The 13,085-nt window shown below is 71.3% G+C and carries 9 protein-coding genes, 1 tRNA gene and 2 pseudogenes; 6 read left to right on the forward strand and 6 right to left on the reverse strand.

Going from position 1 to position 13,085, the window contains the following annotated elements; all coding sequences use genetic code 11:
• Positions 1-160: 160 nt before the first annotated feature.
• Complete coding sequence (cobA, locus tag EIW28_RS19205) at positions 161-1,354, reverse strand: uroporphyrinogen-III C-methyltransferase (protein WP_125249321.1); 1,194 nt, start codon at positions 1,352-1,354, stop codon at positions 161-163.
• A 603-nt stretch (positions 1,355-1,957) separates the two neighbouring features.
• Here cobA and EIW28_RS25700 point away from each other — a divergent pair.
• Positions 1,958-3,565: pseudogene (locus tag EIW28_RS25700) on the forward strand (transglycosylase domain-containing protein); the annotation flags it as partial.
• A gap of 86 nt (positions 3,566-3,651) precedes the next feature.
• Here EIW28_RS25700 and EIW28_RS24730 read toward each other — a convergent pair.
• Positions 3,652-3,789, reverse strand: a complete 138-nt coding sequence (locus tag EIW28_RS24730) for a hypothetical protein (protein ID WP_197717371.1) — start codon at positions 3,787-3,789, stop codon at positions 3,652-3,654.
• 4 nt (positions 3,790-3,793) lie between these two features.
• A complete protein-coding gene (locus EIW28_RS19215; RefSeq protein ID WP_158630467.1) occupies positions 3,794-4,573 on the reverse strand; it encodes an SURF1 family cytochrome oxidase biogenesis protein in 780 nt (259 codons plus the stop codon).
• A 199-nt stretch (positions 4,574-4,772) separates the two neighbouring features.
• Here EIW28_RS19215 and EIW28_RS19220 point away from each other — a divergent pair, with 199 nt between their 5' ends.
• Entirely contained in the window at positions 4,773-6,113 is a 1,341-nt protein-coding gene (locus tag EIW28_RS19220) for a dipeptidase (RefSeq protein WP_125249323.1), read from the forward strand.
• A 50-nt stretch (positions 6,114-6,163) separates the two neighbouring features.
• On the opposite strand, the gene EIW28_RS19225 is transcribed toward EIW28_RS19220, so the two are convergent.
• A complete protein-coding gene (locus EIW28_RS19225; protein WP_125249324.1) occupies positions 6,164-7,168 on the reverse strand; it encodes a M48 family metallopeptidase in 1,005 nt (334 codons plus the stop codon).
• A 421-nt stretch (positions 7,169-7,589) separates the two neighbouring features.
• Between EIW28_RS19225 and EIW28_RS19230 the strand changes: the two genes are divergently transcribed.
• Positions 7,590-7,663, forward strand: a tRNA-Arg gene (locus EIW28_RS19230).
• A 98-nt stretch (positions 7,664-7,761) separates the two neighbouring features.
• Here the strand turns inward: EIW28_RS19230 and EIW28_RS19235 are convergent.
• Together EIW28_RS19235 and mshB are read right to left on the reverse strand one after the other, a co-directional pair.
• The gene (locus EIW28_RS19235) at positions 7,762-8,451 is read right to left on the reverse strand and encodes an MgtC/SapB family protein (RefSeq protein WP_125249325.1); all 690 of its coding nucleotides are present in this window, start codon (positions 8,449-8,451) and stop codon (positions 7,762-7,764) included.
• A gap of 53 nt (positions 8,452-8,504) precedes the next feature.
• Positions 8,505-9,386, reverse strand: coding sequence for an N-acetyl-1-D-myo-inositol-2-amino-2-deoxy-alpha-D-glucopyranoside deacetylase (mshB, locus tag EIW28_RS19240; RefSeq protein WP_125249326.1), 882 nt, complete (start codon positions 9,384-9,386; stop codon positions 8,505-8,507).
• Positions 9,387-9,544: 158 nt separating this feature from the next.
• Here mshB and EIW28_RS19245 point away from each other — a divergent pair, with 158 nt between their 5' ends.
• From EIW28_RS19245 to EIW28_RS19255, 3 genes and pseudogenes are all read left to right on the forward strand, one after another.
• Positions 9,545-10,351: a hypothetical protein gene (locus EIW28_RS19245; protein WP_125249327.1), complete on the forward strand. Its 807-nt coding sequence runs from the start codon at positions 9,545-9,547 to the stop codon at positions 10,349-10,351.
• A gap of 12 nt (positions 10,352-10,363) precedes the next feature.
• A complete protein-coding gene (locus EIW28_RS19250; RefSeq protein ID WP_125249328.1) occupies positions 10,364-12,256 on the forward strand; it encodes a fumarate reductase/succinate dehydrogenase flavoprotein subunit in 1,893 nt (630 codons plus the stop codon).
• Positions 12,256-13,011, forward strand: a pseudogene (locus EIW28_RS19255) (succinate dehydrogenase/fumarate reductase iron-sulfur subunit); the annotation flags it as partial. The gene EIW28_RS19250 and the pseudogene EIW28_RS19255, both read left to right, overlap by 1 nt.
• Positions 13,012-13,085: the final 74 nt, after the last annotated feature.

The raw sequence follows: 13,085 nt of genomic DNA on the forward strand, positions 1-13,085 counted from the left end.
AGATCGTGACCGCGGTGGCAGACGCGACGACCGTCGCGCTGTTGATGGACGAATATTACGGCCTGTGTTCGGGCTTGTAAAGGGTGGATTAGGTAAAAGTGCGGCGGCGTCGAAGTGACACTTCGACGCCGCCGTGAAACCGGTCTTCAGCTGCGGAAACTCACAGCGAGCGGCCCCTCGCGGCCACCGCGCCGATGACGATCACGGCCGGGTGGTGCGCCTCGGTGACGCCCAGGTCGGACAATTCGCATTCGCGGACCGTCTGGTTCTTCGTGGTCGCACTCTCCACGATCCGGACCGGGGTGTCGCCGGGCCGGCCGCCCTCCATGAGCGCGGCCGCGATCGCGGCGCGGTTCTTGACGGCCATGAGGAGCACAACGGTGCCGTTGCCGGCGCCGAGAGCGTGCCAGTCGACGAGGCTCTGCGGCCCGGGGGGCACGTGGCCGGTGGCGACGGTGAAGTCGTGGACGACGCCGCGCTCGGTGACGGGGATGCCCGCGGCGGCGGGGCCGGCGATGGACGAGGACAGGCCGGGGACGACCTCGACGGGCACGCCCGCCTCGAGGCAGGCGTCGAGCTCCTCGGCGCCGCGGCCGAACACGAAGCCGTCGCCGCCCTTGAGGCGCACCACGAACTTCCCTTCGCGGGCGCGCTCGACCATGACGGCGTTGATCTGCTCCTGCGTGGTGTGGCGCCCGTACGGGAGCTTCGCGGCGTCGACGATCTCGACGTCGTCGCCGAGGAGGTCGAGCAGCTCCTGCGGGGCGAGGCGGTCGGAGACGACCACTTCGGCCTGGCGGAGCAGTTCGAGGCCGCGCAGGGTGATGAGGTCGGCGTCGCCGGGGCCGGCGCCGACGAGGGCCACGCCCGCGGGGCGGGTGCGGCGCGAGCGGGGGGCGTCGAGGTCGCCGGCGCGCAGGGCGGCGGCGACGGCGTCGCGGACGGCGGCGGCGCGGCGGGGGTCGCCGGAGGCGGAGACGGCGACGCTGACGCCGTCGAACGCGGTGCGCGCGAGCGTCCACGCGTCCGACGCCTCGGCGTCGTCGCTGCGGACGCACCAGGTGCGGTTCGCCTCGGCCTCGGCGGCGACGGCCGCGTTCACGGCGGGGTCGTCGGTGGCGGCGAGGACGAACCAGGCGCCGTCGCCGTCGCCGGGGCGCCAGCCGCGCCGCTCCCACTGGAGCTCGCCGGCGGCGGCCAGGTCGGAGAGGGTGGTGGTGACCTCGGGCGCGACGACGAGGACGCGGGCGCCGGCGTCGATCAGGCGGGGGACGCGGCGGCCGGCGATGGTGCCGCCGCCGACGACGAGCACGCTCTTGCCGTGCAGTCGCAGACCGACTTCGTAGACCGACACGTGCGCCTCCTCTGGGTGGTCCGGGGGGTGGTTCTCCTGCTCGGCCGCGTCGACGAGACCTCGACAAGCGTAGGCGGGTTTCGTCGCGGGCGTCTAAACGGCTCGTTGCGAGCCTGTTACGCGCCGCGCGCACGGCGCCGCGACCGGCAGTGATGCGCAAGTGATGTGAGTCCGCTTTGCGTTCGGCCCCTTCATGAAAGCGATACCGACGCTCGTGAGGATTTTCACCTTGTCGTGATCGGTGTGCCCTAGGCTGGATATATGCGCGATCGACCCCGCCAGCACCGTGTGCCCGGACTGTCCGCACGCGGGAGCGACCGACCCGGACCGCCCGCCGAAGGGGTGTACGCCCTGCTGCGCACCAGCGTCCTCGCGGGGCTCGCGATCGCGGCCCTGCTGTTCCCGCTGGCCGCGATGGCCGGGCTCTCCGCGAAGGCCGGCTTCACCGCGATCGACACCCTCTCGGTGGAGGTCACCGAGACCGACCCGCCGCTGACGTCGTACGTGTACGCGGCCGACGGCGAGACGCTCATCAGCCTGTTCTACGACGAGTTCCGCCGCCACGTCTCGCTCGACGAGGTCGCGCCCGTCATGCAGCAGGCCATGGTCGCGGCCGAGGACTCGCGGTTCTACCAGCACAACGGCGTCGACTACCGCGGCATCGTGCGCGCGTTCGTCGCCAACAACAACTCCGGCGGCGTCGAGCAGGGCGCCTCGACGATCACCATGCAGTACGTGCGCGGCGCGCTCCAGCTGAACGCCGAGTCGATCGACGAGGTCATCGCCGCGACCGAGCAGACCGCGACCCGCAAGCTCCGCGAGGCGCGCCTGGCGATGGCCGTCGAGGAGCAGCTGTCGAAGGACGAGATCCTCGAGCGCTACCTGAACCAGGCGTACTTCGGGCACAACGCGTACGGGATCTTCGCGGCCGCGCAGGTGTACTTCTCGAAGCACCCCTCGGAGCTGAACCTCCAGGAGTCGGCGACGCTCGCGGGGCTCGTCCAGGCGCCCTCGGCGTACGACCCGATCGTGTCGGACCAGACCGACGCGCTCGCGCGCCGCAACTGGGTGCTCGACCGGATGGTCGACATCGACTACCTCTCGCGCGGCGACGCGTCGGAGGTGCGGGGCCTGCCGATCGAGCTGAACGTGTCGGACCCGCCGAACTCGTGCATCGGCGTCGAGGGCACCACCTCGGAGTACGGGTTCTTCTGCGACTACTTCCGCCGCTGGTGGCGCGAGCAGGACGCGTTCGGGGCGACCCCGGCCGACCGCGAGCGCGAGCTGCGCCAGGGCGGGTACACGATCATCACGACGCTCGACCCGGACCTCCAGAAGCTCACCAACGACACCGTGAACGACGCGAAGAGCCAGAACTCGAAGTTCGCGCACGGCGCGGTCGTCATGGAGCCGGGCACGGGCCGCATCAAGGCGCTCGGCCTGAACCGCACGTTCTCGTACGACCAGAGCGACAACGGCCCGCACTCGAACCCTGACTTCGACGACCGCAAGGGCAACTACCCGAACACGGTGAACCCGGTGCTCGGCGGCGGCGCCGAGGGCGGCTACCAGGCGGGGTCGACGTTCAAGATCTTCACGATGCTGGCCGCGCTCGACGCGGGCTACCCGCTGAACTACGACATCTACTCGCCCAACCGGGTCGCGACGAGCTTCGTCTCGGCGACCACGGCCTGCGGCGGCCGGTGGTGCCCGAAGAACGGCTCGGCGTCGATGGCCGGCAACCGCGACATGTGGTCGGGCTTCGGGATGTCGGTGAACACGTACTTCGCGCAGCTCATCGACCGCGTCGGCGCGGACCGGACGGTGGAGATGGCCGAGCGGATGGGCCTCCAGTGGCGCAGCGAGGGCGACGCGTACTACGCCTCGGAGGAGCGTCGCGGGGGCTGGGGGCCGTTCACGCTCGGCGTCTCCGACGTGCAGCCGATCGAGATGACGAACGTGTTCAACACGCTCGCGGCCGAGGGCGAGTACTGCGAGCCGATCCCGGCCCTGCGGATCATCGACCCGCAGGGGCAGGAGCTGGACGTGGCCTCGCCGCGCTGCCACCAGGAGCTCGACGAGGACGTCGCGCGGGCCGCGACGGACGCGGGCCGGTGCGTGACCGAGACCGCGCGCAAGGGCGCGCAGTGCGGCTCGTGGGGCACCTCGCGGGTCGTCGGCGAGCTCGCGGGCCGCCCGGTCGCCGGGAAGTCCGGCACCACCGACAACAACCGGACCTCGTGGTTCCTGGGCTACACGCCGCAGATGACGATCGGCGCGTTCATGGCCGACCCGGACTACATCTTCAACGAGGTCGGCACCGCGAACACGGTGGTGTCGAAGGAGACGGTCGGCACCATATTCAAGGAGGGGCTGGAAGGAGTGCCGGTGGAGGACTTCACCGCGCCGTCGAGGGAGATCCAGTTCGAGGGCAAGGACTTAGGAATCGGCCGCTTCCGCACCGGAGGCGGCCGGTTCCGTCTCCGGGGCCGCGGCGGCCTCGTCGAGGTCCCTGCGCTCGCGGCGCACGAGCACGACCAGGCCGACCGGGACCATCGCGGCGAACAGCGCCCACTGCACGGCGTACGAGTAGTTCTGCCAGTCCTTGAACGAGGGCGTCTCGAGCGCGGTGAGGCCCGCGGCGGGCTCGACGTCGGCGATCCACGCGGAGCGGAACTCGTAGTCGTAGTGGGGCCCGAGCATGTCGATGCTCAGTCGCCGCGACTCGAGGTGCCCGTCGACCTCGGTGACGCCGCCGGAGGGGTCCTCGTACTCGTAGACGCGGCCGGTGACGGTGACCTCGCCGGCCGGCGCGGCCGGGTAGTCGGGGACGGACCCGGTGTTCTCGGAGGGCACGAACCCGCGGTCGACGAGGATGGCGGTGCCGTCGGCGAGGACGAGCGGGGTGACGATCTCGAACCCGTTGAGGCCGTTGTTCGTCTGGGCGCGCAGCACGACCTCCCGGTCGGCGTCGTACACGCCGGTGGCCTCGACGAGCGTCCACCGCGCGTCCGGGTCGAGGTCCTCGCCGGCGGGCAGCCACCGGTCGAGCGGGACGGCCTCGACGCTGGTCTCGATGACCTCGTTCGCGGCGGCGCGCTGGACCGCCCGGTCCCACTGCCACTGGGAGAGGAGGGCGCAGACGACCATCACGACCACGCCCGCGAGCGTCAGGAGGACCCAGCGGGGCGCGAACACGAACCGGTATCGCTGCAACACGCTGCCGAGTGTAGGCGGTGTTCGAGCTCCCCCGGCGAGGCGGTATCCGAGACCGTTCGTTCGGTCGCAAGGCGGAAGGCCCTCCGAATACCGGTGTTGTATTCGGAGGGCCGACAACGCAGCGAGCGGGCGAACGGGCCGGATAACGACCGTCAGGGGAGCTCGAACACCGCCTACCCCCGGCATAGGATTGCGCCCCATGAGCGATGTAGTGAATGCGGTGCGCGCCGCCCTCCCGGGTGTGCGCGCCGATCTGGAGGCCCTCGTCAAGATCCCGGCGATCGCCTTCGACGGACTCGACCACGAGCCGGTCCGTCAGGGCGCGGACGCCGTCCAGCGCCTGCTCGAGGACGCCGGCGCCGCCGAGGCGCGCCAGCTCTCGCACGGCGGCGGGCAGCCGAGCGTGTACGCGCACTTCCCCGCGCCGGAGGGCCAGCCGACGGTCCTGCTGTACGCCCACCAGGACGTGCAGCCGGTCGGCGACCTCGCGAAGTGGGAGCAGGACGACCCGTTCACGGTGGTCGAGAAGGACGGGCGGCTGTACGGGCGCGGCGTCGCCGACGACAAGGCCGGCGTCATGGCGCACGTGGCGGCGCTGCGCGCGTTCGGCGGGAAGCCGCCGGTGGGCGTGAAGCTCCTCATCGAGGGCGAGGAGGAGTTCGGCTCCCCCACCCTGGAGGGGCTGCTGCGCGAGCACCGCGACCTGCTGGCCGCCGACGTCGTCGTCATCGCCGACTCCACGAACTGGCGCACCGAGGTCCCGGCGCTCACCACGACGCTGCGGGGCGTCATCAACGTGTACGTCGAGGTCGCGGTCCTCAAGGTCGCGGTGCACTCGGGCGTGTTCGGCGGGCCGGTCCCGGACGCGCTGACCGCGCTCGCGCGGCTGATGGCGACGCTGCACGACGAGCGCGGCGACGTCGCGGTCGAGGGCCTGGTGTCGGGCCCGTCTTCGGACCTGGACTACGACGAGGCGGCGCTGCGCCACGAGGCCGGGCTGCTGCCGGGCACCGAGTTCATCGGCACCGGCCGCCTCACCGAGCGGCTGTGGACGAAGCCGACGGCGACGGTGCTCGGCATCGACGCACCGGGCGCGGCGGAGTCGGCCAACGCGCTCCAGCCGAGCGCCCGCGCGAAGGTCTCGTTCCGCCTCGCCCCCGGCGACTCGGCCGAGAACGCCCTCAAGGCGGTGCGCGCGCACTTCGAGGCCAAGGCCCCGTGGGGCGCCCAGGTGACGGTCACCCCCGAGGGGGGCCTGGGGGACCCATGCGCGATCGACGCGACCGGCCCGTCCTTCGACGCCGCCCGGGCGGCGTTCGCGGAGGCGTGGGACGGCACCGAGCCGGTCGAGATCGGCATCGGCGGCTCGATCCCCATGATCGCGACGTTCCAGGAGCTGTACCCCGAGGCCGCGATCCTGGTGACCGGCGTCGAGGACCAGTACTCGAACCCGCACGGCCCCAACGAGTCCCTGGACATCAGGATGTTCGAGCGGGTCTGCGTCGCCGAGGCGCTCCTGCTGGAGAAGCTCAAGCGGTAGGCGGGCGGCGAGCGGGCCCGGGTCGGCGACCCGGGCCCGCTCCCGTGCGTCTAGAGGCCGTCGCGGAACTTGCGCAGGAGCTTCGCGAGCGGGTCGCCGGAGGTCTCGAACAGGTCCTTGTAGGACTTCGCGGCGGCCTTGGCCTCGGCGGAGATCGAGGCGTCGCCGTCGCCCTCGCGCCGCGGGTAGGCCCCGGCGAGGTACTCGCGGTACTCGCCCTCGTCGATCCACGACTTGACCGCGGCCGCGCGGGCCACCGCGAAGTCGTGGCTGCGCGTCTCGAGCAGCAGGAGCTTGAGGAAGCTGTCGCGCAGGTCGCCGCCGGTCTCGAACTCCTTGGCCTGCTCCAGGAACGCGGCGGTGTCGACGTCGCGGAGGTCGCCGCCGCCGGCCATCTTCGCCATGACGCGGATCGCCGCGGCCGGGTCCTGCACGGCCAGCGCGCCGGCGCGGTCGGCGGACAGCTCGGACTTGCGGCTCCACTCGTACAGCGCGGCGGTGATGACGCGCAGGCCGACGACGCCGACGGGAATCCACGCGACGGAGGTCGTCAGGCGCAGCAGGACCATGAGGAGGGTCCGGTAGAGGCCGTGCCCGGAGAGGGCGTGGCCGAGCTCGTGGGCGAGGAGGAACCGCAGCTCGGTCTCGTCGAGGAGGTCGAGGGACCCGGAGTTGATGACGATGACCGGCTTGTCGATGCCGATGCACATGCCGCCGAGGTCGGGGTTGCGGGTGATGTAGAGGTCGGGGAGGTCGGCCGCGTCGAGGACGGCGGCGACGGAGAGGTAGGCGTCGTGGACGCGGGAGTACTGGTGGCGGTCGACCTTGATCGAGGAGCCGAGGAGGCTCAGGCGCAGGGCCCGCTCGGAGACCATCCCGGAGAGCTTGCGCAGGACGATGTCGAAGCCGCGGAGTTCGCGCAGGGCGACGAGCGCGCCACGGTCGGCGGGGTGCTCCCAGGCCCGGGTCGATATGCCGCGCAGGATGACCGGTTCCCGGCCGGTCTCGCGCACCTCGTTCGGGGCGTCTTCGGCCGGTGGCCGCTCGTCGCTCATGCCCGCTCCTCACCGTCGGCTCTGGTGCAAGTGTGGCACGGCCCCGCCAGCGGCGGCCGCCCCCGGATCGGGGGCGGCCCGGCGGGCTGCGGGCCGCGCACGCTGCGTGCGCGTCCGTTGCGTGCCGGAATTCACCTTGCGTGTCCATTAGGGCCCTCAGCAGTGGGGACGCATAGCGGGCATTGCCGCCCACTTAGGGCAAGATAACGAATCAGCGTCAACACGCCGCACGCCGCTTGACACTTGATCGCGCAAGGACTACTCATTGATGTGGGTCAGCAATTCCGGGGCGTCGTGGAGAATCGTTTGGGGTGTTCTTGCGACGCCCCGTATCCGTGCCCGCATCCGGCTCCCCGTCCCCCGCGAACCCCGGCGGCCGGGTATTCTTGCGCTGGCGCGGCGCCGTGGGCGTCCCCGCCGTGCCTCAGTAGCTCAGCTGGATAGAGCACCGGACTTCTAATCCGATGGTCGCAGGTTCGAATCCTGCCTGGGGCGCATCCTCCCCCAGTTCCGGGCCGCGCGGCCCGGAGCTCACTCCCGGCTCCGAGCCGGTTTCCGGGCCCCCGTAGCACTGCCCGTTGCAGCACCCCGCCTCAGAGTCCGCCGTTGACGACGTGCTCCTGGAACGTGACGGCCGTGATCCCCTCCTTCGCGCTCAGGTGGGCCGTGAGGTCCTTGATCGAGCCGCGCCCGGCGAGCATGAGGTCGGTGGAGCGCTCGCTGTTCTCGCCGTCGCCGTTCTCCTCCTCGATCTCGACCACGGTGAAGCCGCGCTCGGTGCACGTCGACAGCGCCTCGGTCAGCGCGGCCGAGGTGGTGTAGCGCAGGTGCAGGCGGCCGCTGTGCCTGGCGTGCTTGGCGATCCAGTCCTCGACGGGCGCGAGCCCGGCGACGACGAGGAGGTGCATGAGGGCGACGGCGACGGCGATCCAGTACAGGCCCGCGGCGCAGGAGACGGCGATGGCGGTGACCGACCAGATGGAGGCGGCGGTGGTCATCCCGTAGACGAGGTTCCGGTGGAAGAAGATGACGCCCGCGCCAAGGAAGCCGACGCCGGTGACGACCTGGGCGGCGATGCGGGCGGGGTCGACGCCGGGGGTGCCGGGCTCGATGCCGCCGAAGCCGTAGCGGCCGGCGAGGACGAAGAGGGCGGCGCCGACGGCGATGAGGGCGTGCGTGCGCATGCCGGCGGGCTTGCCCTGGTATTCGCGCTCGGCCCCCACGAGGAGGCCGAGGACGAGGGCGAGGGCGACGGGGCCGAACTGGTTCAGGAAGTCGTTCATAGTGCCTGGGTGAATACCCCCGCGGAGCCCCCGTGAATCCAGTCGACCGCTGCTCAGGCGAGGAGGTCGGACTCCCAGGCGTTCGGGCCCTCGCCGGGGCCGCGCTCGCCCCGGGCGAGGATGTAGTACTCGGCGGCGATGGCGCCGTCGCCGAGCTTGTCGCCGAGGACGTCGAGCCAGTCGCCGGGGGCGATCTGGGTGGCGTGGGCGGCCATCGCCTCGCGCTTCTGCTCGGCGGCGTGCGGGCCGGCGGTGATGCAGGCGTGGATCTCGTCGTCGGCGGAGCCGAAGGGGAGGTCGTCGACGGAGGCGGCGTCGGCGAACGGGTTGTCGCTGGCCCCCGCGAAGGCCGCGAACTGGGCTTCGACGACGGAGCGGGGCACGGTGGTCCAGTAGATCTTGCGGACCTCGTGGGCCTCGCCGAGGTCGGGCCGCCACGCGGGGTCGGCGGCGAGGTCGGCGGCGCGCATGGCGACCCGGTGGGCCTGGATGTGGTCGGGGTGGCCGTAGAAGCCGTCGGGGTCGTAGGTGACGAGGACTTCGGGGCGGCGGTCGCGCAGGACCGCGACGAGGTCGGCGGCGGCCTCGTCGACGTCGGCGCCCCAGAAGGCGCGCGGGTGGTCGTTCGAGGGCAGGCCCATCATCCCGGAGTCCCGCCAGCGCCCGACGCCCCCGAGGAAGTGGGTGTCGGTGACGCCGAGGGCGGCCACGGCCCGCCGGTACTCCCAGTAGCGGTAGCCGCCGAGCTGGTCGGCCTCGCCGGCCGCGAGCTGCGCGAGGTGCGGGACCCGGACCTCGCCCTCCTCGCCGAGGGTGCAGGTGACGACGGTGAGGTGCACGTCGGGCCGGGCGGCGTAGTGGGCGAGGGTCGACCCGGTGGAGACGGTCTCGTCGTCGGGGTGGGCGTGGACGAACAGGATCCCGCGTGCGCTCATGGCCCCAGCCTAACGGCGGGCCGGCGCCACTCGCGCCCCACAAGGGCCGGTGAGGCGACAGAGGAAACTTCGCAATCTACAGCCCCAGTCGGAGAAAAGCTCGTAATTGTGATGCACCCCATGGACTTACATCACAGGTTCAGGGATATCCTGCGCTGATGACCACGACCGAAGACAGCGCCGTCTCGTCGCCGCCCCGGGCCGCCGTCAAGGCGAGGAACCTGCGGACCGACAACTGGCGGCGGGCCCCGATCCTGACGGTGCTCGGCATCACCGCGTGGGTCGCCTACGCGACCTTCCGGGTCTTCTACCAAGGCGACTACTGGGTCGCCGACTACTACTACCTGACGCCCTTCTACTCCCCGTGCGTCTCCGAGGGCTGCGTCCCCGAGTCCGCCCACTTCGGACGGATACTCCCGGACCACCCGCTCATCCCGTACGCGGCGCTCAGCCTGCCGTTCCTGCTGGCGTTCCGCCTCACCTGCTACTACTACCGGAAGGCGTACTACCGGTCGTTCTGGCTCTCGCCGCCCGCGTGCGCCGTCCCCGACGGCCACGCGAAGTACACCGGCGAGACCCGCTTCCCGCTCGTCCTCCAGAACTTCCACCGGTACTTCTTCTACGCCGCGTTCCTCATCTCCGTGATCAACACCTGGGACGCGGTGCTCGCCATGCACTCCCCCAGCGGGTTCGGCCTCGGCCTGGGGAACCTCGTCCTGTGGGCCAACGTGGTCCTGCTGTGGTGCTACACCCTCGGCTGCCACTCCTGCCGCCACGTCATGGGCGGGCGCCTCAAGCACTTCTCGAAGCACCCGGTCCGGTACCGGTTCTGGACGCTCTCCAGCGCGCTCAACGCCCGCCACATGATGTGGGCCTGGATCACGCTGGCGTCCCTGGCGCTCACCGACTTCTACATCATGGCCGTCGCCGCCGGCTGGATCAGCGACCTCCGGTTCATCGGGTAAAGGGGAGACAGCATGAGCGACAGCACCACCGACGTCGAGCGCCTCGCCTGCGACGTCCTCGTCATCGGCGCCGGGGGCGCCGGCCTGCGGGCCGCCGTCGAGGCCCGCCTCGCCGGCAAGTCCGTCATCGTCATCTCCAAGTCCCTGTTCGGCAAGGCGCACACCGTCATGGCCGAGGGCGGCGCGGCCGCCGCCATGGGCAACGTCAACGCGAACGACAACTGGCAGGTCCACTTCCGCGACACCATGCGCGGCGGCAAGTTCCTCAACAACTACCGGATGGCCGAGATCCACGCCCAGGAGGCGCCCGACCGGATCTGGGAGCTCGAGACGTACGGGGCCCTGTTCGACCGCACCGCGGACGGCCGGATCAGCCAGCGCAACTTCGGCGGCCACGAGTACCCGCGCCTCGCCCACGTCGGCGACCGCACCGGCCTCGAGCTCATCCGCACCCTCCAGCAGAAGCTCGTCTCGCTCCAGCAGGACGACGAGGCCGCCGGCGAGGGCCCCGACAAGCTCCAGGTCATCGACGAGACCACCATCACCGAGCTGTTCGTCGAGCAGGGCGCCGTCAAGGGCGCCTTCGGGTACCGGCGCGGCACCGGCCGGTTCATGGCCGTCAGCGCGCCCGCGATCGTCCTCGCCACCGGCGGCATCGGACGGTCCTTCAAGGTCACCTCGAACTCGTGGGAGTACACCGGGGACGGGCACGCGCTGGCGCTGCGCGCCGGGGCGAGCCTGATCAACATGGAGTTCATCCAGTTCCACCCGACGGGGATGGTGTGGCCGCCGTCGGTGCGCGGCATCCTCGTCACCGAGTCGGTGCGCGGCGACGGCGGGGTCCTGAAGAACTCCGAGGGCCGGCGGTTCATGTTCGACTACATCCCCGAGGTGTTCAAGGCGCAGTACGCCGACAACCCGGAGGAGGCCGACCGCTGGTACACCGACCCGGACCACAACCGGCGCCCGCCGGAGCTCCTCCCCCGCGACGAGGTCGCGCGGGCGATCAACTCGGAGGTGAAGGCGGGCAGGGGCACCGAGCACGGCGGCGTGTACCTCGACATCGCGTCGCGGCGGAGCGCGGAGTACATCATCGAGCGGCTGCCGTCGATGCACCACCAGTTCAAGGAGCTCGCGGACGTCGACATCACGGCCGAGCCGATGGAGGTGGGCCCGACCTGCCACTACATCATGGGCGGCGTCGAGGTCGACGCGGAGACGGCCGCGTCGTCGGTGACGGGCCTGTACGCGGCCGGCGAGGTCTCGGGCGGCATGCACGGCTCGAACCGCCTCGGCGGGAACTCGCTGTCGGACCTGCTCGTGTTCGGCAAGCGGGCCGGGGAGTTCGCGGCCGAGCACGCGGCGGTGACCGAGCAGCCGGTGCTGAGCGAGGACGAGATCGCGGCCGCGCAGGCGGACGCGCTGCGCCCCTTCGGGAGCGGCGGCGAGAACCCGTACGAGCTCCAGGCGGCGCTCCAGGCGGTCAACGGCCGCCTCGTGGGCATCATCCGCAAGGCCGAGGAGCTGGAGGAGGCGCTCACCGAGCTGGAGGCGCTCAGGCCGCGGATCGCGAACGTGGCCGCGACGGGCGGGCGCGCGTACAACCCGGGCTGGCACCTGGCGCTCGACCTGCGGAACATGCACCTCTGCTCGGTCGCGACCGCGAAGGCGGCCCTGGAGCGGGACGAGTCGCGCGGCGGGCACACCCGCGAGGACGCCCCGGGCATGGACCCGGCATGGCGGCGGGTCAACCTGGTGGCGCGGCTCGACGGCGAGGAGCTGGTGCTCTCCCGCCAGGACGTGCCCGCGATGACACCGGAGCTGCTGGGGCTCTTCGACACCAGTGAACTGGCCAAGTACATGACCCCCGAGGAATACCGGTCGACGGAAGCGGAGGACGCCTGATGAGCACGAGGACCTTCCGGGTGTGGCGCGGCGACGCCGAGGGCGGCGACTTCGCCGAGTTCGACGTCGCGGTCAACGAGGGCGAGGTCGTCCTCGACGTCGTCCACCGCATCCAGGCCGAGCAGGCCCCCGATCTGGCGGTGCGCTGGAACTGCAAGGCCGGCAAGTGCGGTTCGTGCTCGGCCGAGGTGAACGGGATGCCGCGGCTGATGTGCATGACGCGCATGAACGCCTTCGAGGAGCGCGAGCCGGTCACGATCACGCCGCTGCGGACGTTCCCGGTGGTGCGCGACCTGGTCACCGACGTCTCGTTCAACTACGAGAAGGCGCGGCAGATGCCGCAGTTCGCGCCGCCCGCGGACCTGAAGCCGGGCGAGTACCGGATGCAGCAGGTCGACGTGGAGCGCAGCCAGGAGTTCAGGAAGTGCATCGAGTGCTTCCTGTGCCAGAACACGTGCCACGTCGTTCGCGACCACGAGGAGAACAAGCCGCCGTTCTCCGGCCCGCGCCTGTTCATCCGCGCGGCCGAGCTCGACATGCACCCGCTCGACGCGCGCGACGACCGCCGGGAGGCGGCGCAGGACGAGCAGGGCCTCGGGTACTGCAACATCACCAAGTGCTGCACCGAGGTGTGCCCCGAGCACATCAAGATCACCGACAACGCGATCATCCCGATGAAGGAGCGCGTCGCGGGCGACCGCTACGACCCTCTGGTGTGGTTGGGCCGCAAGATCTTCCGCAAGGACAAGAAGCCGGCGTAGCCCGGCGCTCGGTCGGCGCTCGGTCGGCGCTCGGTCGGCGCTCGGTCGGCGCTCGGTCGGCGCTCGGT

The sequence above is a fragment of the Glycomyces terrestris genome, from assembly GCF_003933745.1.
Lineage (GTDB): Bacteria > Actinomycetota > Actinomycetes > Mycobacteriales > Micromonosporaceae > Glycomyces > Glycomyces terrestris.

What these genes read in the sequence shown, in the direction of transcription:
- EIW28_RS19220 (WP_125249323.1), top strand. Translation starts at nt 4,773, where the DNA reads ATGAGCGATGTAGTGAATGCGGTGCGCGCCGCCCTCCCGGGTGTGCGC.
- EIW28_RS19225 (WP_125249324.1), bottom strand. Translation starts at nt 7,168, where the DNA reads ATGAGCGACGAGCGGCCACCGGCCGAAGACGCCCCGAACGAGGTGCGC.
- EIW28_RS19235 (WP_125249325.1), bottom strand. Translation starts at nt 8,451, where the DNA reads ATGAACGACTTCCTGAACCAGTTCGGCCCCGTCGCCCTCGCCCTCGTC.
- mshB (WP_125249326.1), bottom strand. Translation starts at nt 9,386, where the DNA reads ATGAGCGCACGCGGGATCCTGTTCGTCCACGCCCACCCCGACGACGAG.
- EIW28_RS19245 (WP_125249327.1), top strand. Translation starts at nt 9,545, where the DNA reads ATGACCACGACCGAAGACAGCGCCGTCTCGTCGCCGCCCCGGGCCGCC.
- EIW28_RS19250 (WP_125249328.1), top strand. Translation starts at nt 10,364, where the DNA reads ATGAGCGACAGCACCACCGACGTCGAGCGCCTCGCCTGCGACGTCCTC.